A 21,685-nucleotide genomic window follows, 5' to 3' on the forward strand; every position below is an offset into this window, starting at 1 on the left:
CCCCTGTAGGAGCCGGCTTGCTGGCGATCGAGTGCGCAGCACTCGCCAGACCTGACCATATCTAAAGAGGGTGCATTCAATGTCCCAAGAATTCGATTACATCATCATCGGTGCCGGCTCGGCCGGTAACACCCTGGCGACCCGTCTGACTGAAGACGAAGGCGTCACTGTCCTGCTGCTCGAAGCAGGCGGCCCGGATTACCGGATGGATTTCCGCACACAAATGCCAGCGGCCTTGGCGTTCCCGCTGCAAGGTCGTCGCTACAACTGGGCGTACGAAACCGATCCAGAGCCACACATGGACGGTCGCCGGATGGAATGCGGTCGCGGCAAGGGCCTGGGCGGTTCTTCGCTGATCAACGGCATGTGCTACATCCGCGGCAACGCGATGGACTACGACAACTGGGCCAAACTGCCAGGTCTGGAAGACTGGGACTACCTGAACTGCCTGCCGTATTTCCGCAAGGCCGAAACCCGCGACATCGGCCCGAACGACTACCACGGTGGCGAAGGCCCGGTCAGCGTGACCACGCCGAAAGCCGGCAACAACCCGCTGTTCCACGCCATGGTTGAAGCCGGCGTGCAAGCCGGTTACCCGCGCACCGAAGACCTGAACGGTTACCAGCAAGAAGGCTTCGGCCCGATGGACCGCACCGTGACGCCTAAAGGCCGTCGCTCCAGCACCGCTCGCGGCTACCTGGACACTGCTAAAAAGCGTTCGACCCTGACCATCGTCACTCACGCCCTGACCGACAAGATCCTGTTCGAAGGCAAGCGTGCCGTCGGCGTGCGTTACCTGATCGGCGCCGCTGAAGAGCGCGTTGAAGTCCGCGCCCGCAAAGAAGTGCTGCTGTGCTCCGGCGCCATCGCTTCGCCGCAGATTCTGCAACGTTCCGGCGTCGGCCCGGCCGAACTGCTGAACAAGCTCGACATCCCGGTGGTCCACGACCTGCCAGGCGTCGGCGAAAACCTGCAGGATCACCTCGAGTTGTACCTGCAATACGCCTGCACCCAGCCGGTTTCGCTGTACCCGTCGCTGCTCCTGCACAACCAGCCGGCCATCGGTGCCGAGTGGCTGTTCAACGGCACCGGCATCGGCGCCAGCAACCAGTTCGAAGCCGGCGGTTTCATCCGCACCCGTCCGGAATTCGAATGGCCGAACATCCAGTACCACTTCCTGCCGGTCGCGATTAACTACAACGGCAGCAACGGTGTGAAAGAGCACGGTTTCCAGGCGCACATGGGCTCCATGCGTTCGCCGAGCCGTGGTCGCATCCAGGCCAAGTCCAAGGATCCGCGCGAGTACCCGAGCATCCTGTTCAACTACATGGCCACCGAGCAGGACTGGCAGGAATTCCGTGACGGCATCCGCCTGACCCGTGAAATCATGCAACAGCCTGCACTGGACGCTTTCCGTGGCCGCGAAATCAGCCCGGGCATTGAAGTGCAAACCGATGAGCAGCTCGACAAGTTCATCCGCGAACACGCCGAAACCGCGTTCCACCCGTCCTGCTCGTGCAAGATGGGCACCGACGAGATGGCTGTGGTCGATGGCGAAGGTCGTGTGCACGGCATGCAAGGTCTGCGCGTGGTCGATGCCTCGATCATGCCGATCATCACCACCGGCAACCTGAACGCGCCGACGATCATGATCGCCGAGAAAATCGCCGACAAGATCCGTGGTCGCAAGCCATTGCCGCGCAGCACTGCCAGCTACTACGTGGCCGGTGATGCTCCGGTGAAAGGCAAGCCGTTGCGGGATGTGAGCCCTACTGCTCAGTAAGGCGTAATACCGAGGCGCGCCCTTCGCGGGCAAGCCTCGCTCCTACAGGGTTGGCGGTGTACCGAAAATTCGTGATCGACACCAACCCTGTAGGAGCGAGGCTTGCCCGCGAAGGGGACAGACCAAACACCACACCTCTCCCGGTAATTCCTTGCCACACCGCTCTGCCCTTGATATCCCTCCCCGCGCAAGCCTAATCTAGCGCCACGCAAACGTTTCACCCCCCCCTTCGCAACACCGCTGCATCGTCACTCCAGACCAAGGAGGTTCCCGAATGTTCGATTTCCACCCCCAGCTCAAGCAGCGCTTTGCTGCCTTGCGCACGGGCGCTGAATTCTTTTCTCTGCGATACGTGCGCGAGTCCGGCCAGTACCTGTCGGTGCGCAAGAACGTTGCCGAACCTCCGAGCCTGAGCCGTGACGAAGGCGCGATGCTGACCGTTCGTGTCAACGGCGTTGAAGCCTACGCTGCGACCAACGACCTGTCGCCGCAAGGCCTGCAATCGGCGCTGGACCGAGCCGAGCAACAAGCTCGCCTGCTCAAGCCTCACGCGCTGCTCGACCTTCGTGAGCAAGCCGTTTCCAGCGACCGCGCCGACTATTTTTCGCCGAACCTCGACCAGCCCTTCCCGTCCCTGAGCGATTGCTACCAACTGCTCGGCGCCGAATCCGCAGCAGTGCCCAAGGACGAGCGACTGGTGAACTGGCAGGTCAGCATCGGCATCACCCATGTCGAGCAGATCTACCTCAACAGCGCCGGCGCCGAACTGCGCCAGGCCCAGCGTTTCGTCTATCCGGGCCTGGATGTAACGGCCTACGATGGCAACGACAGCCAGACCCGCAGCCTCGGCCGCGAGAACTTCGGTCAGCAAGGCAGTGCTGATGTCATCAGCCGTTGTGGCCTGATTGGCGCCGGTCCAAAAGTTGCCGATCAAGCATTGCAATTGCTGCTCGCGCCGAACACGCCGCAAGGCCCGCGCGACCTGTTGCTGATGCCCGATCAGATGATGCTGCAGATACACGAATCCATCGGTCACCCGCTGGAACTCGATCGCATCCTCGGTGACGAGCGCAATTACGCCGGCACCAGTTTCGTCAAGGCCGAAGATTTCGGCCATTTGCAGTACGGTTCGAAACTGCTGAACGTCACCTTCGACCCGGACATTCCCGAGCAGCTCGCCAGCTACGGTCATGACGACGACGGCACTGCCGCGAGCAAGCAATTCCTGATCAAGCAGGGCTTGCTCCTGCGTCCATTGGGCGGCGCACTTTCGCAGTTCCGCGCCGGCATGGACGGCGTTGCCAACAGCCGTGCCTGCGGCTGGAACCGCCCACCGATAGACCGCATGGCCAACCTCAATATCGAGCCCGGCGACCAGCCGCTGGAACAACTGATCGGCAACATCGAGCACGGTATTTTGATGAGCACCAACCGTTCCTGGTCCATCGACGATGCGCGTAACAAGTTCCAGTTTGGCTGCGAATGGGGCCAGTTGATCGAAAACGGCGAACTCAAAGGCGTGGTGAAAAACCCGAACTACCGGGCGATTTCCGCGCAGTTCTGGAAAAGCCTCAGCGCCGTTGGCGACGCCAGCACCTTCAAGGTTCTGGGCACGCCGAACTGCGGCAAGGGCGAACCGAATCAGGTGATCCGTGTCGGCCATGCATCACCGGCCTGCGTGTTCAGCAACGTGGATGTATTTGGGGGAGACGCCTGATGAGCACTTCAAAAAGTCAGGCTGATTCGTTCAAGGCCTTGGTCAACGGGTTGCGCGAGGCAATTCGCGAACCGGAGCAATTCACCCTCAGCTACGCCGCCGAGTCGTCGGCCTTCGTGCGTTTCAATCATGCCAAGGTGCGGCAGGCCGGGCAGGTGCAACAGGCGAGCGTCGGTCTCAAACTGATCAACGACGGTCGCCATGCCGACCTCGACATTACGCTGTCGGGCGATGCTCACGTTGACTCCCAGCGTCTGGCCGAAGGCCTGCAACAGTTGCGCGACACCCTGCCGCTGCTGCCGCAGGATCCGTACTTGTTGCTCAACTACACCGGCTGGCAAAGCAAGAATGTGCAGGAGCATCCGCTGCCGGACACCGAGCAGGTGGTCGCCGAAATCACCCGGGCCGCCGAAGGGCTGGATCTGGTGGGCTTCTACGCCGCCGGCCCGATCAGTCGCGGTTTCGCCAGTTCTTCAGGCGCGTTCGGCTGGCATCAGGCCAACAGCTTCAACTTCGACTTCAGCCTGTTTCATGCAAACGGCCAGGCGGTGAAAGCCAGCTACGCCGGGCATGACTGGAACAGCGAAGGGTTTGCCCGGCGCTTCCAGCAGGCGCGAGAGCAGCTTGAGTTCCTCGGTCGGCCATTGCGTACGTTGGCACCGGGTCAGTATCGCGCTTACCTGGCACCGGCCGCGCTGGAAGAAATCATGGGCATGTTGTCCTGGGGTGGCTTCTCGGCACAGTCGATTGCCAGCAAGAGCAGTCCATTGCAGAAACTCTACGCGGGTGACCATTCGTTCAGTCCGCTGGTGTCCCTTGACGAGCAAGTCAGCGGTTCGTTGAGCCCGGCATTTTCTGAGGAGGGTTATCCACGCAGTGACCTGAAACTGATCGTCGAAGGTAAGGCCGATGCGCAATTGGTCGACTCTCGCAGTGCCGCCGAATACGGCCTGACGGCCAACGGCGCCGGTGGCGGTGAATCGCCGACCGCACTGAACATGGCGCCAGGCGCGCTTGCCGATGCCGAGATCCTCAAGCAACTGGGCACGGGTTTGTACATCAGCAACCTCTGGTACCTGAATTACTCGGACCAACCGATGGCACGCATGACCGGCATGACGCGGTTTGCGACGTTCTGGGTCGAGAATGGCGAGATACAGGCACCGGTCAGCACCATGCGTTTTGATGACAGTGCTTACAGTTTGCTGGGTTCGCAGCTGGAAGCGTTGACCGAAGAGCGCGAGTTGTTGCTGTCAGCGAGCACTTACAGCCAGCGGGCCACGGCATCGGCGCTGTTGCCGGGCGCGCTCATCAGCAAATTGACCTTGACCCTGTAACCCCGCAAAACCCGTAACGACGCAAAACCTGTAGGAGCTGGCTTGCCAGCGATGAGGCCGGCAAATCCAACATCATTGTCGGCTGACAGTCCGCCATCGCTGGCAAGCCAGCTCCTACAGGGATTGGGGAAACACCGAAATTTCTGCGACTCAAAACCTGAGGTCCCATGCCCAACCGCCCGCCTCTCGACGCTGTCACCGCCCGCTGGTTGCCGTGGGTCGTCGCCATTGCCTTCTTCATGCAGTCCCTCGACGGGACCATCCTCAACACCGCCCTGCCGGCCATGGCCCGCGATCTGGCGGAAGACCCGCTGCGCATGCAGGGCGTGATCATCGCCTACATGCTCACCGTCGCGTTGCTGATCCCCGCCTCGGGCTGGATCGCCGACCGCTTCGGCACCAAGAAAATCTTCTTCGGCGCGATCCTGCTGTTCAGTTTCGGCTCGTTGCTCTGCGCCTTGTCGAGCAGCCTGAGCATGCTGATCGGCGCCCGGGTGATTCAGGGCCTGGGCGGTGCGCTGATGCTGCCGGTCGGGCGGCTGGTGGTGCTGCGGGCCTACCCGCGCTCGGAACTGGTGCGGATCATGGGTTTCATCACCATTCCCGGCCTGCTCGGCCCGTTGATCGGCCCGACCATGGGCGGCTGGATGGTGGAATACCTGACGTGGCACTGGATCTTCCTGATCAACCTGCCGGTCGGCGTCGTCGGTTGCTACGCCGTATGGAAATTCATCCCCGACCTGCGCGGCACTGAACGCACGCGGTTCGACAGCCTCGGTTTTTTGCTGTTTGGCGCAGCGATGGTGCTGATCACCATCGCCATGGAAGGCCTCGGCGAACTGCACCTGCCGCACCTGCGCGTGATGTTGCTGTTGTTCGGTGGCATGGCGTGCCTGGCGGCGTATTGGCTGCGGGCCGGGCACATCGACAATCCGCTGTTCGCGCCGTCGCTGTTCAAGACCCGCACGTTCGCCGTCGGCATCCTCGGCAACCTGTTCGCCCGTCTCGGCAGCGGCGCACTGCCCTTCCTCGTGCCGTTGTTGCTGCAAGTGGCGCTGGGCTACTCGCCGTCGCAGGCGGGGATGAGCATGTTGCCGCTGGCAGCGGCGGCGATGGTTGCCAAGTCGGTGGCGCGGCCACTGATCGAGCGCCTGGGCTATCGCATTGTGCTGACCGGCAACACCCTGGCGCTGGGGCTGATGCTGGCAAGCATGGGCCTGGTCAGCGAGCAGACGCCGTACTGGCTGCTGCTGGGCATGCTGGCGATTCTCGGCGCGATCAACTCGTTGCAGTTCACCGCAATGAACACCGTGACCCTGATCGACCTCGACGACGCCAGCGCCAGCAGCGGCAACAGCCTGCTGTCGGTGGTTGCGCAATTGTCCCTGAGCCTGGGCGTTGCATGCGCCGGTGCGCTGCTCGGCGGGTTCACGGCAGAGATCGGAAACGACGGCGTGGACACGGTGCTGGGCGCGTTCCAACTCACGTTTGTGACCGTTGGAATCATGGCGATGCTGGCCGCGACGATCTTCTCGCAGCTGTCAAAGGAAGACGGACGGCGCGTCAAGCGTCCGGAAGAGCACATAGAGCCTTAGGGCGAATGGCCACTGGGCTGGTACACTGCGCGACATTTTGTTTTGCAGGCCAGTCCCGTGACCACCATCGCCACCGCTTTTAATACTTTGCCGCTGTCCGCCGCCATGCTGGCTAACCTCGACTCCCTCGGTTATGCCCAGATGACGCCGATCCAGGCGCAAAGCTTGCCGGTGATCCTCAAGGGGATGGACCTGATCGCCCAGGCCAAGACCGGCAGCGGCAAGACTGCGGCCTTCGGCATCGGCCTGCTGAACCCGATCAATCCGCGTTTCTTCGGCTGCCAGGCGCTGGTCATTTGCCCAACGCGTGAACTGGCTGACCAGGTCGCCAAGGAAATCCGTCGTCTGGCCCGCGCCGAAGACAACATCAAGGTCCTGACCTTGTGCGGTGGCGTGTCGTTCGGTCCGCAGATCGGCTCGCTGGAGCACGGCGCGCACATCATCGTCGGCACTCCGGGCCGCATCCAGCAGCACCTGCGCAAAGGTTCGCTGGTGCTTCATGGCTTGAACACGCTGATCCTCGATGAAGCCGACCGCATGCTCGACATGGGTTTCTACGACTCCATCGAAGAAATCATCGCCCAATGCCCGGAGCGTCGTCAGACCCTGTTGTTCTCCGCCACGTACCCGGTGGGCATCAAGCAGTTGGCGTCGAAGTTCATGCGCAACCCGCAGCAAGTGAAGGCCGAGGCGTTCCACGACGACACGCAGATCGAGCAGCGCTTCTACGAGATCTCTCCAGAAGAGCGCATGGACGCCGTGGTCAAAGTCCTCGCGCATCACCGCCCGGCCTCTTGCGTGGCCTTCTGCTTCACCAAGCAGCAGGTTCAGGAAACCGTCGATCACCTGACCGCCAAAGGCATCTCCGCTGTCGGCCTGCACGGCGATCTGGAACAACGTGATCGTGACCAGGTGCTGACGATGTTTGCCAACCGCAGTACTTCGGTACTGGTTGCCACCGACGTCGCCGCCCGCGGCCTGGACATCGATGCGCTGGACATGGTGATCAACGTCGAACTGGCGCGTGATTCGGAAATCCACATTCACCGCGTTGGCCGTACTGGCCGCGCCGGTGAAAAAGGCATCGCGATCAGCCTGGTCGCCCCGTCCGAAGCGCACCGCGCCCAGGCCATCGAGCAACTGCAGAAGTCGCCGTTGAGCTGGGATCAGCTGGACAACCTCAAGTCCCAGGGCGGTGGTCCGTTGCTGCCACAAATGAGCACGCTGGTCATCGGCGCTGGCCGTAAAGACAAAGTGCGTCCGGGCGATATTCTGGGTGCGTTGACTGGCGATGCCGGGATTCCTGGCGCGCAGGTTGGCAAGATCGCGATTTTCGACTTCCAGGCGTTCGTGGCCGTGGAACGCGGAGTTGCCAAGCAGGCAGTGCAACGCCTGAACGACGGCAAGATCAAAGGCCGCTCGCTGCGCGTGCGTATCCTCTGATCACCTTGTAGGAGCCGGCTTGCTGGCGATGAACGATGACGCGGTCCGCCTGATGGACCGCGGCGCTTGCATCGCCAGCAAGCCGGCTCCTACAGGTTTCATGTCGGTTTTGAAATTTTTGAGGACACCGTTTTGCGCTCTACCGAAGTCGTGATCATTGGCGCTGGCGCCGCAGGGTTGATGTGTGCGCTGACCGCCGCCGGGCGCGGGCGCAAGGTGATGTTGCTCGACCACGCGAACAAGGCCGGCAAGAAAATCCTGATGTCGGGCGGTGGCCGCTGCAATTTCACCAACATGTACACCGAACCGGGCAATTTTCTCTCGCAGAACGAACACTTCTGCAAATCCGCACTGGCGCGCTACACGCAGTGGGATTTCATCGGCATGGTCGCCAAGCACGGCGTGCCGTACCACGAGAAGAAACTCGGCCAACTGTTCTGCGATAACAAATCCAGCGACATCCTCGAAATGCTGCTCAACGAGTGCGATCAGGTTAGCGTCAGCCTGCACCTGGACACGTCGATCCAGACCATCGAGAAGCTGGAAAGCGGCTATCTGCTGGACACCACACTGGGTCAGATCACCTGTGAATCCTTGGTGATCGCCACGGGTGGCCTGTCGATCCCGACCCTCGGCGCCACCGGTTTCGGTTATCAGGTCGCGAAGCAGTTTGGCCACGAGCTGCTGCCGACCCGCGCCGGCCTGGTGCCCTTCACCATCACTGATCAGCTCAAAGAGCTTTGCACCGAACTGTCCGGTACGTCGGTGGATTGCCTGGTGAGCTGCAACGATCAGAGCTTTCGCGAGAACATCCTGTTTACCCATCGCGGCCTCAGCGGTCCGGCGATTTTGCAGATTTCCTCGTTCTGGGAATCCGGCGACCCGGTAGAGATCAACCTGATGCCGGATCACGACGTGCCGAGCTGGCTGCAACAGCAGCAGGCCGAACGACCCAACAGCGAGCTGAAAACCCTGCTCGGTGAAATCTTCACCAAGAAGATGGCCAACCTGCTGGCGGACAACTGGTTCATTTCCAAACCGATGAAGCAATACACCCACGCGGAAATTGCCGACATCGCCGAGAAGCTGGCGAGCTGGAAAGTGGTGCCGGCCGGGACCGAAGGCTACCGCACCGCCGAAGTGACCTTGGGCGGCGTCGACACCAACGAAGTCTCGTCCAAGACCATGGAGTCGCTGAAAAGCCCCGGGCTGTACTTCATCGGCGAAGTGCTCGACGTGACCGGGCATCTGGGCGGTTTCAACTTCCAGTGGGCGTGGGCCTCCGGGTACGCCGCTGCGCAATTCGTCTGACGTACCGCGTTATCGTTCTTCGCGGGCAAGCCTCGCTCCTACAGGTGAAAATAGGCATGGCTCCTGTAGGAGCGAGGCTTGCCCGCGAAGGCGTCCTGACAGACGACATAGAACTTAAGGAACAGATTTTGCTGTCAGATGTGATCGGCGCCATTGCGTCGGCGTCATTACTGGCTCAATTTAGCGTCATTGCCTCGGAAGGCCCTCGCACTTCATGCCATCGACCCCTTTTCGTCAGTCCCTGCGTCGCCTCTGGGCGCTGGATAAATTCAGTTACAGCGTGCGGGTGTTCATCGCCCTGACCGGCAGCATGGCGCTGTGTTGGTATCAGGATGAAATGGGGCTGCTGATCCCGTTGTTCCTGGGGATCATCGCCAGCGCCCTGGCCGAAACCGACGACAGCTGGCAGGGCCGCCTCAATTCACTGGCCGTAACGCTGGTTTGCTTCATCGTCGCGGCCCTGTCCGTCGAACTGCTATTCCCCTACCCCGTCCTGTTCATCATCGCTTTCGCATTGGCCGCTTTCTGCCTGACCATGCTCGGTGCGCTCGGCGAACGTTATGGCGCGATTGCCTCGGCGACGTTGATTCTGTCGGTCTACACCATGATCGGCGTGGACCAGCGCGGCGGCGCAGTGACCGACTTCTGGCACGAACCGGTGCTGCTGGTGGCCGGCGCGGCCTGGTACGGTTTGCTTTCGGTGTTGTGGCAGGCGATGTTTTCCAACCAGCCGGTGCAACAGAGCCTGGCGCGGTTGTTCCGCGAACTGGGCTTTTACCTGAAGCTGAAATCGTCGCTGTTCGAGCCGATCCGGCAGATGGACGTGGAAGCGCGCCGACTGGAACTGGCCCAGCAGAACGGTCGGGTCGTGGCAGCCCTGAATGCTGCCAAGGAAATCATTCTGCACCGGGTCGGCAACGGTCGACCGGGCTCGAAAGTCAGCCGCTACCTGAAGCTCTACTTCCTCGCTCAGGATATCCACGAGCGCGCCAGCTCCTCGCACTATCCGTACAACGCGCTGGCCGACGCCTTTTTCCACAGCGACGTGCTGTTCCGCTGTCAGCGCCTGCTGCGCCAACAGGGCAAGGCTTGCCGAGCGCTGGCGGAATCGATCCAGATGCGCCAGCCGTTCATCTATGACGCCAGCTTTGCCGAAGCCCTCAGCGACCTGCATGCGTCCCTTGAACACCTGCGTGTCCAGAGCAACCCGGCCTGGCGCGGACTGCTGCGCTCCTTGCGCGCCCTGGCCGCCAACCTCGGCACCCTCGACCGTTTGCTCAGCGATGCGAGCAACCCCGACGCCCTCGCCGACGCCACCGACAGCAGCCTGCTCGACCGTTCGCCACGCAGCCTCAAGGATGTGTGGATTCGCTTGCGCACGCAGCTGACGCCGACCTCGCTGCTGTTTCGCCATGCCCTGCGTTTGCCCCTGGCGTTGAGCATCGGCTACGGCATGGTGCATTTGATTCACCCGTCGCAGGGTTACTGGATCATCCTCACCACGCTGTTCGTCTGCCAACCGAACTACGGCGCAACCCGCCGCAAGCTCGGTCAGCGGATCATCGGCACCGCCATCGGCCTGACCGTGGCGTGGGCGCTGTTCGATCTGTTCCCGAATCCGCTGATCCAGTCGTGCTTCGCCATCGCCGCCGGTGTGGTGTTCTTTATCAACCGCACCACCCGTTACACCCTGGCCACGGCCGCGATCACGCTGATGGTGCTGTTCTGCTTCAATCAGGTCGGCGACGGTTACGGCCTGTTCCTGCCGCGACTGTTCGATACCTTGCTCGGCAGCCTGATCGCCGGCCTGGCGGTGTTTCTGTTCCTGCCGGACTGGCAGGGCCGACGCTTGAACAAAGTGCTGGCCAACACCCTCACCTGCAACAGCATTTACCTGCGCCAGATCATGCAGCAATACGCCGCCGGCAAGAGCGACGACCTGGCTTATCGCCTGGCCCGGCGCAACGCGCACAACGCCGACGCGGCGCTCTCGACGACGCTCGCCAACATGCTGATGGAGCCGGGGCATTTCCGTAAGGAGGCGGATGTCGGGTTCCGCTTCCTGGTGTTGTCGCACACCTTGCTCAGCTATTTGTCAGGACTGGGTGCACACCGTGAAACCCAACTGCCGGCGGACGTGCGCGAGCAATTGATCGAAGGGGCCGGCGTGAAACTGGCTGCGAGCATCGATGAAATCGCTCAAGGGTTGGCGAGCAAACTGCCGATTGCGATTCAGAGTGATGAAGAAGAGGCGCTGGCCAATGAGCTGGAGCAGATGCCGGATGAAATCGATGAAGGGCAGCGGCTGGTGCAGACGCAGTTGGCGTTGATCTGCCGGCAATTGGGGCCGTTACGGACGTTGGCGGCGCATTTGATCAAGGACACCGGCGAGGATTGAGATGTGTGGTGAGTGGGCCGGCCTCTTCGCGGGCAAGCCTCGCTCCTACAAGTATCGCCGCGAATCCTGTAGGAGCGAGGCTTGCCCGCGAAGAGGCCATCAGCCATCCCGCAAAAACTACATCCCGTGTTGCTTCATCAACTGCTCATAACTGCCATCCGCTTTCATCTCCGCAATCTCACGGTCGAAACTGGCCACGATCTCTTCATGGTGCGGATTTTTCAGGCTGACCAGAATGTGCAGGCTGTTCTCGCTCAAAGGCTTGGGCAGGAACTCCACGGCATTGCGCACCTTGGCGGACTCCCGGGCCAGGTAATAACGCGCGACGTATTCGTCTTCCAGCGTCAGCTTGACCCTATCGGCAGCGACCATGCGCACGGCCATGGCGAAGCTGTGCACCGGGACCTTCTGCAGCGAGGCGTCTTCATCGAACGCCGGTGAATAGGCGTAACCGCGTACCACTGCAATCGGGTAAGTGTGCAGTTGCTGCAGGTTGTTGTATTCGATCGGTGCGTCCTTGCGCTTGAGAAAGCGCACGCGGTTGAGCAGATACTCGCCGGAAAACCGGCCGAGCCTGGTGCGCTCCTCGGTATACCAGGCGTTCACCAGCACATCGTAACGGCCTTCGCCCACACCCATCAGGGCGCGTGCCCAGGGCACCTGTTCAAAGTCGCTGGCATAGCCGGCTCGCGCCAGCGCGGTGCTGACAATGTCCGTCGCCAGGCCGCCGTTGAGCAGCGTGGCATCGGTAAAGGGTGGCCAGGCATCGGCTACCAGTCGCAGCTTTTCCGCTGCCGCGCTCTGAGTCAGCAACAGCAATCCGATCAAGGCCAAAGCTCGATGCAATCGCGGCATGCTCGAAAATCCTTAGCGGGCGGCTGCCCGACGTGTTTTCAGCCAAAACTCCAAGGCCCCGTACCGGCGAAACCCAGGTACCAACATTAGCTCATCGAAGCCACTGCACAGCGCTTCAGCCCAGATTACACAAAGAAGACAACGCCGCGCGAATTGAATGATGGCATTTTGGCCTTTGTCACAGATTTCTCTGCCATAAAGACATCTTTCGCCGAGGCGATTAGTATCGGAGCGACTAGGTCAACGGAATGTGAAGATGACAATCGATTGGATCTGCAAGCACCACAGTGATCTGGGCAAAGAGCAGCTGTACGCCATTCTGCAGCTGCGCTCAGAGGTTTTCGTTGTGGAGCAGAAATGCGTCTATCAGGACGTGGACGGCCAGGATCTGGAGGGTGACACCTGCCACTTGATGGCTTGGGACGGCGATCGGCTGGTGGCGTACCTGCGTTTGCTCGACCCGGAATTACAGGGCGGCGACGTGGTGATCGGCCGGGTGCTTACCGCCCCGCAGGCGCGCGGCAAAGGGTTGGGTCATGAGCTGATCGCCCTGGCGCTGAAGCAGGCTGCGAAGCGTTGGCCTGATGTGCCGGTTTATCTGTCGGCGCAGGCGCATTTGCAGGGGTATTACGGGCGGTACGGGTTTGTCGTGGCGGGTGAGGAATACGTGGAAGATGGCATTCCGCATATCGGGATGCGTCGTTCTTGAGGGCCTCTTCGCGGGCAAGCCTCGCTCCTACAGGATTTGCTCTGCCCTTGTAGGAGCGAGGCTTGCCCGCGAAGGCGCCAGGTCAGACACCGCAGGAGCTAGGGATACTCCAACACCGCTTTAATCTGCCGCAGATTACGCTCGATCCACCCCCGGTCAATCGCTCCCCACTCGCGAATCCGATAACGCCCCGCATGGTTGCGCGCGCCCTCTTCCTGCTCGAACTCGCAAACGATATCCAGATCCGCCAACGCCGCAATGGTGTCCTGCGCCGTGCGTCGGGGCATGCCGGTCACGTCGGTCAATGCCGGGACGCTGCTGGCCAGCCCACTGTCGATCAGGTACGCCACGTATAAACGGCGATAGAAACTGCTCTTGGTCTTGCTCACGTCCATCCACACACTCCTTGGCTACTGCATTTCCCGCCACGTCAGGTACACCCGCAAATCGAATTCGACCTGGTGATACCCCGGCAACATGTGTTCGCACAGCTTGTAGAACGCCTTGTTGTGATCCGATTCCTTGAAGTGCGCCAACTCATGCACCACGATCATTTTCAGAAACTCGCAAGGCGCTTCCTTGAACAGCGAGGCCACGCGAATTTCTTTCTTGGCCTTGAGTTTTCCGCCCTGCACCCGCGAGATCGTGGTGTGCAAGCCGAGGGCGCGATGGGTCAGGTCCAGACGGTTGTCGAACAACACTTTGTCGATGGCCGGGGCGTTACGCAGGTATTCCTGCTTGAGGTCCAGGGCATAGGCATACAGCGCCTTGTCACTCTGCACGTCGTGCTTTTGCGGGTAGCGTTTGTCCAGGTAGTCGCCCAGCCGACCTTCGGTGATCAGCCCACGCACCTGGGTCTGCAACTCTACGGGATAGGCCTGAAGGTATTTCAACGCGGTCATCGGGATAGGCAACATCAATTACTGAAAGGCCGCCAGTGTAGCGAATTCAGTCGATCAACGTGCTCCAGTCGAACGGCCGCACAAAGTCGCCGACGTCCTCGGCAATCATCGGCCGCGCCACCAGGAAACCTTGCACGTACTCGCAACCATTGGCTTGCAGCCATTCATATTGCGCGACGGTTTCCACGCCTTCGGCGATCACCAGCATCCCGTACTGCTTGCACAGGTCGATCACATTGCGCACCAACGCCGCATCCCGCGAGGAGTCCGGCAACCGGGCGATCACATGCCGGTCAAGTTTGAGCGTGTCCAGTTCCAGATCCCGCAGATGCGACAACGAGCACGGCCCGGAGCCGAAATCATCCAGCGCCACCCGCACCCCCAGATTGCGCAGCAGGCGCAGTTGTTTGCGGGTTTCATCGGGGTTGTGCATCAAGGCCTCTTCCGTGACCTCGACCTCCAGATGCCGCGCCTGCAAGCCATGGCGCTCCAGCACCTGACGCAACTCGGTGACCAGGTTGGGCATGCCGAACTGTGTACTGCTCAAGCTGACGCCCAGCACCAAGTCTTCGGCAAACAAGGTTTCCCAGGCTTTGCGTTGCCCGGCGCCGCGATGATAAATCCAGCTGCCCAGACGACTGATCAACCGCGCCTCTTCCAGCAACGGCAAAAACAGCCCCGGCGGCACGTCGCCAACGCTCGGATGCTGCCAGCGCAGCAGGGCTTCGAACCCGCGAATCTGCCCTCCGGCAATGGCCACCTGCGGTTGATACACCAGATTGAAATCGCGGTTTTCGATGGCGGTGCGCACACTTTCTTCGAGCATCAGCCGTGAGCGCGCGCGACCGTTCATGTCATGGTCATAGAAGCGATATTGCTGACGCCCGGCACGCTTGGCTTCGTACATGGCGATGTCGGACGCTCGCAGCAAACCATCGAGATTGGCCCCGCAATCCGGATACGTGGCGATGCCGATGCTGGCGCCGAGGGCGATATCCAGCCCATCGATCTGCTGACAGATCGACACCCGCTCAATCAGCTTCTCGGCAATCTTGGCCGCTTGTTCGGGGAACTCCAGATCGAGCAGCGCCGTGAATTCATCGCCGCCCATGCGCGCCAGAATGTCGAAGGGTCGCAAGCAAGCCTTCAATTGTTCGGACACCCAGCGCAACACGCGGTCGCCGGCATCGTGACCAAGGGAATCGTTGACCCGTTTAAAACCGTCGAGGTCGAGGTACAGCAACACCCAGGCGCTGTCGTTACGCTCACCGCGCAGCAGCAGGTTTTCCACGGTCTGATAGAAACCACGGCGATTGAGCAGGCCGGTCAACGGGTCGGTCACCGCCTGAAATTCCAGCTGCTGATGCAGATGACGCACCACCGACATGTCGAGCACCGTCACCACCATCGCGTGTTGCTCGGTTGGCAATGGCGCGCATGAAAGTGCGACAGGCACCTGCTGGCCCGGCGCTGTACGCAATAGCGCATCGTGCAGGCGCAGGGTTTCGCCGCGCTTGTAACCGGCCAGCAGTTCGGAATCGGCCCAGACCGCAATATGCGGCTTTTGCAGGTAATCCAGAAACTCTTTGCCTTGCAGGTCTTGCACCGTGGCGTTGAGCAGTCGCGACATCGCCGGGTTGGCAAAGCGAATCAGACCGTCCTCACCGACCACCAGGATGCCTTCGGCGGCGTTGTCCAGCACCGAGGCGTTGAAGGCGCGTGCGACCTCCAGATCGTGGCTCAGGCGCTGCAACGCCCGACGATTGCGCTGATGCTCCAGCAGCGCCTGGACTTTGGGCTTGAGAATCTGCGGGTCGAACGGTTTGAACAGGTAATCCACCGCTCCACTGGCATAGCCCTTGATCACGGCATCCTGGGACTGTTCGTTGGCGGTGAGGAAAATGATCGGCGTGAGACGGGTGCGCTGACTGCCGCGCATCAGGCGCGCCACTTCAAAGCCATCCATGCCCGGCATCTGCACATCCAGCAGCACCAGGTCGATATCGTGTTCGAGCAGAAGGCCGAGAGCTTCGAAACCGGACGCAGCAGTGATCACCTGCCAGTCCTGGCGCTGCAGCAACGCGCGCATGCTGATCAGGTTTTCAGGGTAATCATCGACGATTAAAAGGGTTGAGCTGCCTTCGGCTGGCGTGGGTTGCGCGCATTCCATGCTGCTTCTCTATGTCGGGGCGTCAGGCCGGTTTCTCGTGAAAACCGGACAAATGTTACGTCTTCACTCTAGACCGGGATTCGCGAAAGCAGAAGATATCAGTACGCCATCATTTAACTAAAGGGTTCATTGCCCGACTAACGGTCGCCTCTACAGCCCGCTAAAACCGGGAAAGATGGCCTTTTAACAGGATTTTGACGTCATCCATTTGTCAGACAGACGTTAACAAAATAGCCTTCTACGCTTATAAAGACCGCCCTCAAAGGCGCGTGCTAGAGCTTCTGGTACGTCCGTGCCGCAAAAATTCGTGGAAGCTTTGCCTATGATCGATCTCGCATCCTGGAACCTCAGCGTTCCCGTCGGTAACCCGCCGTACACCGTTGAAACGGCCAAACTGGTGAATGGGTTCAAGGATCAATACTTCCACTCCGACACCGGCACCCTGTTTTTCTGGGCCCCGGTAACCGGCACAAAAACCGAAAACGCGAAATATCCGCGCACCGAACTACGGGAAACCTACAGCAACGGCACCCTGAAAAACTGGTACTACCCGGACGCCGACAATTCCCTGCGCGCCACCCTGGCGGTGAACCAGGTGCCGAGTTCCGGCAAAATCGTCATCGGCCAGATCCACGCCTACGAAAGCCAGAAACCCATGGTGAAGGTCGAGTATCAGTACAAGACCACCACCAAGACCGGCAACATCGTCGCCAAAGTGCGCATGCACCCCGATGACGACGAAGGCCGGGTAATCACCATCGCCACCGGCGTGAAACTGGATCAGGAGTTCTCCTACCTCATCCACCTCAGCCCTGGCGGTGCGCTGGGCATCAGTGCCGCGGGTTATCAGTGGGACACCAACATCAGCGCCACGTGGCGGGTCAAACCGCTGTACTTCAAGGCCGGGGTCTATGTGCAGGACAACACCGGGTACACCAGTGAAGGCGGTAAAGTGACATTTAGCAAACTGGATATTGATCACGATAAGTGATGTGAATCACGGCTGAACCTGTGGGAGCGGGCTTGCTCGCGATGGCGGAGTGTCATTCAACGTTGAAGTCGCCTGGCACCCCGCCATCGCGAGCAGGCTCACTCCTACAATGACCGCATTCAACCAAGAGTCATCGCCCATAAAAAAACCCGCCTCTCGGCGGGTTTTTTTGTGCAACTCAAACGCTGAAGGCTTAGTTAACCTTGGCGTTCAACTCACCTTTCAGATAACGCTGATACATCCCTTCCAGCGAAATCGCTTTGATCTTCGAAGCGTTGCCGGCAGTGCCGAAGGCTTCGTAGCGAGCGATGCACACATCACGCATTGCAGTGACAGTCGCGCCGAAGAACTTACGCGGGTCGAATTCGCTCGGGTTGGTGGCCATCAGGCGACGCATCGCACCGGTGGATGCCAGACGCAGGTCGGTGTCGATGTTGACCTTGCGCACGCCGTGCTTGATGCCTTCGACGATTTCTTCAACCGGTACGCCGTAGGTTTCTTTGATGTCGCCGCCGTACTGGTTGATGATCGCCAGCCACTCTTGCGGAACCGAAGACGAACCGTGCATCACCAGGTGGGTGTTCGGGATGCGTTTGTGGATTTCTTTGATGCGGTCGATAGCCAGCACGTCGCCGGTAGGCGGCTTGGTGAACTTGTACGCGCCGTGGCTGGTGCCGATGGCGATGGCCAGGGCGTCGACCTGAGTGCGTTTGACGAAGTCAGCGGCTTCTTCCGGGTCGGTCAGCATCTGGCTGTGATCCAGAACGCCTTCAGCGCCGATGCCGTCTTCTTCACCGGCCATGCCGGTTTCCAGCGAACCCAGGCAGCCCAGCTCGCCTTCTACCGAAACGCCGCAGGCGTGAGCCATGGCGACGGTTTGTTGGGTAACACGGACGTTGTAGTCGTAGTCGGTCGGCGTCTTGCCGTCTTCGCCCAGGGAGCCGTCCATCATGACCGAGCTGAAGCCCAGTTGAATGGAGCGCTGGCAGACGTCAGGGCTGGTGCCGTGGTCCTGGTGCATGCACACCGGGATGTGCGGGAATTCTTCGATGGCGGCCAGGATCAGGTGACGCAGGAACGGTGCGCCGGCGTATTTGCGAGCACCGGCCGACGCCTGGACGATCACCGGGGAGTCAGTCTTGTCAGCGGCTTCCATGATGGCGCGCATCTGCTCAAGGTTGTTGACGTTGAAGGCTGGAACGCCGTAGCCGAACTCGGCTGCGTGGTCCAGCATCTGGCGCATGCTGATAAGTGCCATTGTGTGTGTCTCTCCCGGTTTGGGTCGTTAATCGTGCCAGCCTGCCGGAGCGGCGGCGGCTATTCAAGTTATTGCAGATCGGGGGTTAATCCAGTCCGCTCATTCGGTATTACGCAGAAACCCTGTAGGAGCGAAGCTTGCTCGCGAAAGCGGTTTAACTGACACCACATGCGTTGAATGTGGCGCCCTCTTCGCGAGCAAGCTTCGCTCCTACAGGCTTGGCACAAGCCTTCAATCACTCGGCTTTACAACCGCGGCCGATCAAATCGTTGGTGGCGACCCAGTAAACCAGGCCTTCCTCACCTTTTATGTGAAACGCCAGCATGTCGTTGCTGTACAGCGAACCTTCGGCGCCCGGCTCAAGCTTCAGGCGATAGACCTGATCGGCCCCGCCGAGGCGCACGTCGACGGCCTTGTGGCTGTCGTCAGTGTAGCGCCAGATCACTTTGGCCTGGCTGTCGCAGGTCCAGGTGGCCCAGCTGTCCGTCGATTGGGCCGGCTTGAACAGGTCAAAATTCGAGCAACCTGCCAGCAGCACCAGCGCCGTAATGGCGATAAAACCTTTCATCCGTGTTCCTCGACTGACGGCGCACGCTGCCAGCCCTGAGTAAGGAGTCAGACCCGTCAAGGACAACCATGTTCCTTGGCGGGGGTCTGTGTTTCGTATTTGTCCAGGCCATCAGGCCCGGAACGCTTGTTGAGCACCGGGTTGGTTTCCGCTTGCCAGTCAGCCTGGTAGCAGCTTTTTTGCACCGATTGCGGCGCAGGTTCCGGTGCGGCCTTCGGGTTACTCCCGCAAGCCGCCAGTGAACCGGCGACGATCAACAACGCTAGCGTCTTGACCATCTGAACACTCCTTTGCCTGGTCAAATCAGCGACCTCAGGCCTTGGCCCGACTTTCCAGGACTTCTACGGCCGGCAACACTTTGCCTTCGACGAATTCGAGGAATGCGCCGCCGCCGGTAGAAATGTAGGAGATCTGATCCGCAACGCCATATTTATCAATGGCCGCCAGGGTGTCACCGCCGCCCGCGATGGAGAACGCCGAGCTTTCGGCGATGGCCTGGGCCAAGACTTTGGTGCCGTTACCGAACTGGTCGAATTCGAACACGCCGACCGGGCCGTTCCACAGGATGGTCTTGGACGACTTCAGCAGCTCGGCGAAATTCGCCGCGGTCTGTGGGCCGATGTCCAGGATCATGTCGTCTGCCGCCACATCGGCGATCAGCTTGACGGTGGCAGTGGCGCTTTCAGCGAATTCCTTGGCGACCACCACGTCGACCGGCAGCGGCACACTGACTTTGGCGGCGATGGCGCGAGCGGTGTCCAGCAGGTCCGGCTCGTACAGCGACTTGCCGACCGGGTGACCGGCTGCTGCCAGGAAGGTGTTGGCGATGCCGCCGCCGACGATCAGCTGGTTGCAGATCTGGCTCAGGCTGTTCAGCACGTCGAGTTTGGTCGATACCTTGGAACCGGCAACGATGGCTGCCATTGGTTGAGCCGGAGCGCCCAGGGCTTTGCCCAGTGCGTCCAGTTCGGCGGCCAGCAACGGGCCCGCGGCCGCGACTTTGGCGAACTTGGCCACGCCGTGGGTCGAACCCTCGGCGCGGTGAGCGGTGCCGAAGGCGTCCATCACGAACACGTCGCACAGGGCGGCGTATTGCTGGGCCAGTTCGTCAGCGTTCTTTTTCTCGCCCTTATTGAAGCGCACGTTTTCGAACAGCACGATGTCGCCGGCCTTGACGTCAACGCCGCCCAGGTAATCGGCAACCAGCGGCACTTCGCGGCCCAGGGCCTTGCTCAGGTAGTCAGCGACAGGCTTGAGGCTGTTCTCGGCCGAGAACTCGCCTTCGGTCGGACGGCCAAGGTGCGAGCAGACCATCACGGCCGCGCCTTTTTCCAGGGCCAGCTTGATGGTCGGCAGCGAGGCCAGGATTCGCGCATCGCTGGTGACAACACCGTCCTTGACTGGGACGTTGAGGTCTTCGCGGATCAATACGCGCTTACCTTGCAGATCGAGGTCGGACATCTTCAACACGGTCATGGGTCGCACTTCCTACGGTTTTTTTGAAGTTGCTGTTTGCAGATAGTGTTCTGCAACGTCCAGCATTCGGTTGGCAAAACCCCATTCGTTGTCGAACCAGGCCAGGATGTTCACCAGCCGTGGGCCGGAAACTCGGGTCTGACTGGCATCGACGATCGCCGAATGTGGGTCATGGTTGAAATCACAGCTTGCGTGGGGCAGCTCGGTGTAGGCCAGCAGGCCTTTGAGCGGGCCGCTGGTGGCAGCCTCGCGCAGAATCCGGTTGACCTCGGTGGCGTCGGTATCGCTCACGGTCTGCATCGTAATATCGAGGCAGGACACGTTCACCGTCGGCACCCGCACGGCTTTGGCCTGAATTCGCCCGGCAAGTTCCGGCAACAGGCGCTCGATGCCACGCGCCAGACCAGTGGACACCGGAATCACCGACTGAAACGCCGAACGCGTGCGGCGCAGGTCTTCGTGGTGATAGGCATCGATCACCGGCTGATCGTTCATCGCCGAGTGGATGGTGGTGATCGACACGTATTCCAGGCCGATGGCCTGATCCAGCAGGCGCAACAGCGGCACGCCGCAGTTGGTGGTGCAGGATGCGTTGGACACCAGCAGCTCGTCGCCGGTCAGGCAATCCTGGTTCACGCCGTAGACGATGGTGGCGTCGACATCCGCCTCGCTGGCCATCGGCTGGGAAAACAGCACGCGTGGCGCGCCGGCGTCGAGGAAACGCTGGCCGTCTTCACGGGTGTGGTAAGCGCCGGAGCACTCCAGCACCAGATCGACGCCCAGGGACGCCCAATCGATGCCTTCGGGGGTGGCACTGCGCAGGACCTTCACGCAGTCGCCATTAATATGCAGACAATCGCCGTCGACCTTCACCTCGCCGGGAAAACGCCCGTGCGTGGAGTCGAAGCGTGTCAGGTATTCGATGCTGGCCATGTCCGCCAGATCGTTGATCGCGACAATTTCAAACCCGGCCGCCGAGCCTCGCTCAAACAACGCACGCAAGACGCAACGACCAATCCGGCCGTAGCCGTTGAGTGCAACTTTGTAGGGACGCGGTTGAGGCATGGGGGTTCTCGATGACGCTTGGGAATGTAGTCGCCAGGCCTGCCGTCTTCGCGGGCAAGCCTCGCTCCTACAGGTTTGAGATTGTTGAGGATCGGGATGACCCCAAT

General features: G+C 60.7%; 18 protein-coding genes. 9 read left to right on the top strand and 9 right to left on the bottom strand.

Translation table 11 applies throughout. The features are described 5' to 3' along the window. The first annotated feature begins 79 nt into the window (after positions 1–79). The 7 genes from betA to yccS all read left to right on the top strand — a co-directional run bounded on the left by betA (position 80) and on the right by yccS (position 11,584). Positions 80–1,783, top strand: coding sequence for a choline dehydrogenase (gene betA / locus PMI32_RS05320; RefSeq protein WP_008033274.1), 1,704 nt, complete (start codon positions 80–82; stop codon positions 1,781–1,783). 274 nt (positions 1,784–2,057) lie between these two features. Then, entirely contained in the window at positions 2,058–3,500 is a 1,443-nt protein-coding gene (locus PMI32_RS05315) for a TldD/PmbA family protein (RefSeq protein WP_008033276.1), read from the top strand. After that, positions 3,500–4,837: a TldD/PmbA family protein gene (locus tag PMI32_RS05310; protein ID WP_008033278.1), complete on the top strand. Its 1,338-nt coding sequence runs from the start codon at positions 3,500–3,502 to the stop codon at positions 4,835–4,837. The genes PMI32_RS05315 and PMI32_RS05310 overlap by 1 nt, the downstream gene beginning before the upstream one ends. Before the next feature lie 167 nt (positions 4,838–5,004). Then, positions 5,005–6,432 carry a multidrug transporter subunit MdtD gene (mdtD, locus tag PMI32_RS05305; RefSeq protein ID WP_008033279.1) on the top strand — a complete coding sequence of 476 codons (1,428 nt, stop codon included), beginning with the start codon at positions 5,005–5,007 and terminating at the stop codon, positions 6,430–6,432. 105 nt (positions 6,433–6,537) lie between these two features. Then, the gene (dbpA, locus tag PMI32_RS05300) at positions 6,538–7,875 is read left to right on the top strand and encodes an ATP-dependent RNA helicase DbpA (protein ID WP_238541041.1); all 1,338 of its coding nucleotides are present in this window, start codon (positions 6,538–6,540) and stop codon (positions 7,873–7,875) included. Positions 7,876–8,007: 132 nt separating this feature from the next. After that, the gene (locus PMI32_RS05295; RefSeq protein ID WP_008033281.1) at positions 8,008–9,186 is read left to right on the top strand and encodes a BaiN/RdsA family NAD(P)/FAD-dependent oxidoreductase; all 1,179 of its coding nucleotides are present in this window, start codon (positions 8,008–8,010) and stop codon (positions 9,184–9,186) included. Positions 9,187–9,400: 214 nt separating this feature from the next. Beyond that, positions 9,401–11,584: a YccS family putative transporter gene (gene yccS / locus PMI32_RS05290; protein WP_008033283.1), complete on the top strand. Its 2,184-nt coding sequence runs from the start codon at positions 9,401–9,403 to the stop codon at positions 11,582–11,584. A gap of 117 nt (positions 11,585–11,701) precedes the next feature. Here yccS and PMI32_RS05285 read toward each other — a convergent pair whose 3' ends face one another. Beyond that, on the bottom strand, positions 11,702–12,439 hold the full coding sequence (locus PMI32_RS05285) for a substrate-binding periplasmic protein (RefSeq protein ID WP_008033284.1): 738 nt from the start codon (positions 12,437–12,439) through the stop codon (positions 11,702–11,704). Between the two features lie 256 nt (positions 12,440–12,695). On the opposite strand from PMI32_RS05285, the gene PMI32_RS05280 reads away from it, so the two are divergent. Continuing rightward, complete coding sequence (locus PMI32_RS05280) at positions 12,696–13,148, top strand: GNAT family N-acetyltransferase (RefSeq protein WP_008033285.1); 453 nt, start codon at positions 12,696–12,698, stop codon at positions 13,146–13,148. 98 nt (positions 13,149–13,246) lie between these two features. On the opposite strand, the gene PMI32_RS05275 is transcribed toward PMI32_RS05280, so the two are convergent. The 3 genes from PMI32_RS05275 to PMI32_RS05265 are packed head-to-tail and all read right to left on the bottom strand — an operon-like array spanning position 13,247 to position 16,220. Next, a complete protein-coding gene (locus PMI32_RS05275) occupies positions 13,247–13,543 on the bottom strand; it encodes a winged helix-turn-helix domain-containing protein (protein WP_008033286.1) in 297 nt (98 codons plus the stop codon). Positions 13,544–13,558: 15 nt separating this feature from the next. Then, the gene (locus PMI32_RS05270) at positions 13,559–14,050 is read right to left on the bottom strand and encodes a YgjP-like metallopeptidase domain-containing protein (protein ID WP_032829092.1); all 492 of its coding nucleotides are present in this window, start codon (positions 14,048–14,050) and stop codon (positions 13,559–13,561) included. A gap of 46 nt (positions 14,051–14,096) precedes the next feature. Further along, the gene (locus tag PMI32_RS05265; protein ID WP_008033288.1) at positions 14,097–16,220 is read right to left on the bottom strand and encodes a putative bifunctional diguanylate cyclase/phosphodiesterase; all 2,124 of its coding nucleotides are present in this window, start codon (positions 16,218–16,220) and stop codon (positions 14,097–14,099) included. Between the two features lie 322 nt (positions 16,221–16,542). On the opposite strand from PMI32_RS05265, the gene PMI32_RS05260 reads away from it, so the two are divergent. Then, positions 16,543–17,211 carry a polysaccharide lyase family 7 protein gene (locus PMI32_RS05260; protein ID WP_008033289.1) on the top strand — a complete coding sequence of 223 codons (669 nt, stop codon included), beginning with the start codon at positions 16,543–16,545 and terminating at the stop codon, positions 17,209–17,211. Between the two features lie 193 nt (positions 17,212–17,404). On the opposite strand, the gene fba is transcribed toward PMI32_RS05260, so the two are convergent. The 5 genes from fba to epd form a co-directional block, all read right to left on the bottom strand. Further along, positions 17,405–18,469, bottom strand: coding sequence for a class II fructose-bisphosphate aldolase (fba, locus tag PMI32_RS05255; protein ID WP_007981624.1), 1,065 nt, complete (start codon positions 18,467–18,469; stop codon positions 17,405–17,407). A gap of 235 nt (positions 18,470–18,704) precedes the next feature. Beyond that, positions 18,705–19,037 (bottom strand): MliC family protein, encoded by a 333-nt coding sequence (locus PMI32_RS05250; protein WP_008033290.1) that lies wholly within the window; start codon positions 19,035–19,037, stop codon positions 18,705–18,707. Between the two features lie 56 nt (positions 19,038–19,093). After that, positions 19,094–19,315: a hypothetical protein gene (locus PMI32_RS05245; RefSeq protein WP_008033291.1), complete on the bottom strand. Its 222-nt coding sequence runs from the start codon at positions 19,313–19,315 to the stop codon at positions 19,094–19,096. 34 nt (positions 19,316–19,349) lie between these two features. After that, positions 19,350–20,513 (bottom strand): phosphoglycerate kinase, encoded by a 1,164-nt coding sequence (locus PMI32_RS05240; RefSeq protein WP_008033293.1) that lies wholly within the window; start codon positions 20,511–20,513, stop codon positions 19,350–19,352. 12 nt (positions 20,514–20,525) lie between these two features. Then, positions 20,526–21,578 carry an erythrose-4-phosphate dehydrogenase gene (gene epd, locus PMI32_RS05235; RefSeq protein WP_008033294.1) on the bottom strand — a complete coding sequence of 351 codons (1,053 nt, stop codon included), beginning with the start codon at positions 21,576–21,578 and terminating at the stop codon, positions 20,526–20,528. Positions 21,579–21,685 lie beyond the last annotated feature (107 nt).

The organism is Pseudomonas sp. GM60 (assembly GCF_000282415.1).
Classification (GTDB): Bacteria; Pseudomonadota; Gammaproteobacteria; order Pseudomonadales; family Pseudomonadaceae; genus Aquipseudomonas; species Aquipseudomonas migulae.

Excerpts from the sequence above, each read along its gene's own strand:
- betA (WP_008033274.1), top strand. The coding sequence starts at position 80 with ATGTCCCAAGAATTCGATTACATCATCATCGGTGCCGGCTCGGCCGGT.
- PMI32_RS05315 (WP_008033276.1), top strand. The coding sequence starts at position 2,058 with ATGTTCGATTTCCACCCCCAGCTCAAGCAGCGCTTTGCTGCCTTGCGC.
- PMI32_RS05310 (WP_008033278.1), top strand. The coding sequence starts at position 3,500 with ATGAGCACTTCAAAAAGTCAGGCTGATTCGTTCAAGGCCTTGGTCAAC.
- mdtD (WP_008033279.1), top strand. The coding sequence starts at position 5,005 with ATGCCCAACCGCCCGCCTCTCGACGCTGTCACCGCCCGCTGGTTGCCG.
- dbpA (WP_238541041.1), top strand. The coding sequence starts at position 6,538 with ATGCTGGCTAACCTCGACTCCCTCGGTTATGCCCAGATGACGCCGATC.
- yccS (WP_008033283.1), top strand. The coding sequence starts at position 9,401 with ATGCCATCGACCCCTTTTCGTCAGTCCCTGCGTCGCCTCTGGGCGCTG.
- PMI32_RS05285 (WP_008033284.1), bottom strand. The coding sequence starts at position 12,439 with ATGCCGCGATTGCATCGAGCTTTGGCCTTGATCGGATTGCTGTTGCTG.
- PMI32_RS05280 (WP_008033285.1), top strand. The coding sequence starts at position 12,696 with ATGACAATCGATTGGATCTGCAAGCACCACAGTGATCTGGGCAAAGAG.
- PMI32_RS05275 (WP_008033286.1), bottom strand. The coding sequence starts at position 13,543 with ATGGACGTGAGCAAGACCAAGAGCAGTTTCTATCGCCGTTTATACGTG.
- PMI32_RS05270 (WP_032829092.1), bottom strand. The coding sequence starts at position 14,050 with ATGACCGCGTTGAAATACCTTCAGGCCTATCCCGTAGAGTTGCAGACC.
- PMI32_RS05265 (WP_008033288.1), bottom strand. The coding sequence starts at position 16,220 with ATGGAATGCGCGCAACCCACGCCAGCCGAAGGCAGCTCAACCCTTTTA.
- PMI32_RS05260 (WP_008033289.1), top strand. The coding sequence starts at position 16,543 with ATGATCGATCTCGCATCCTGGAACCTCAGCGTTCCCGTCGGTAACCCG.
- fba (WP_007981624.1), bottom strand. The coding sequence starts at position 18,469 with ATGGCACTTATCAGCATGCGCCAGATGCTGGACCACGCAGCCGAGTTC.
- PMI32_RS05250 (WP_008033290.1), bottom strand. The coding sequence starts at position 19,037 with ATGAAAGGTTTTATCGCCATTACGGCGCTGGTGCTGCTGGCAGGTTGC.
- PMI32_RS05245 (WP_008033291.1), bottom strand. The coding sequence starts at position 19,315 with ATGGTCAAGACGCTAGCGTTGTTGATCGTCGCCGGTTCACTGGCGGCT.
- PMI32_RS05240 (WP_008033293.1), bottom strand. The coding sequence starts at position 20,513 with ATGACCGTGTTGAAGATGTCCGACCTCGATCTGCAAGGTAAGCGCGTA.
- epd (WP_008033294.1), bottom strand. The coding sequence starts at position 21,578 with ATGCCTCAACCGCGTCCCTACAAAGTTGCACTCAACGGCTACGGCCGG.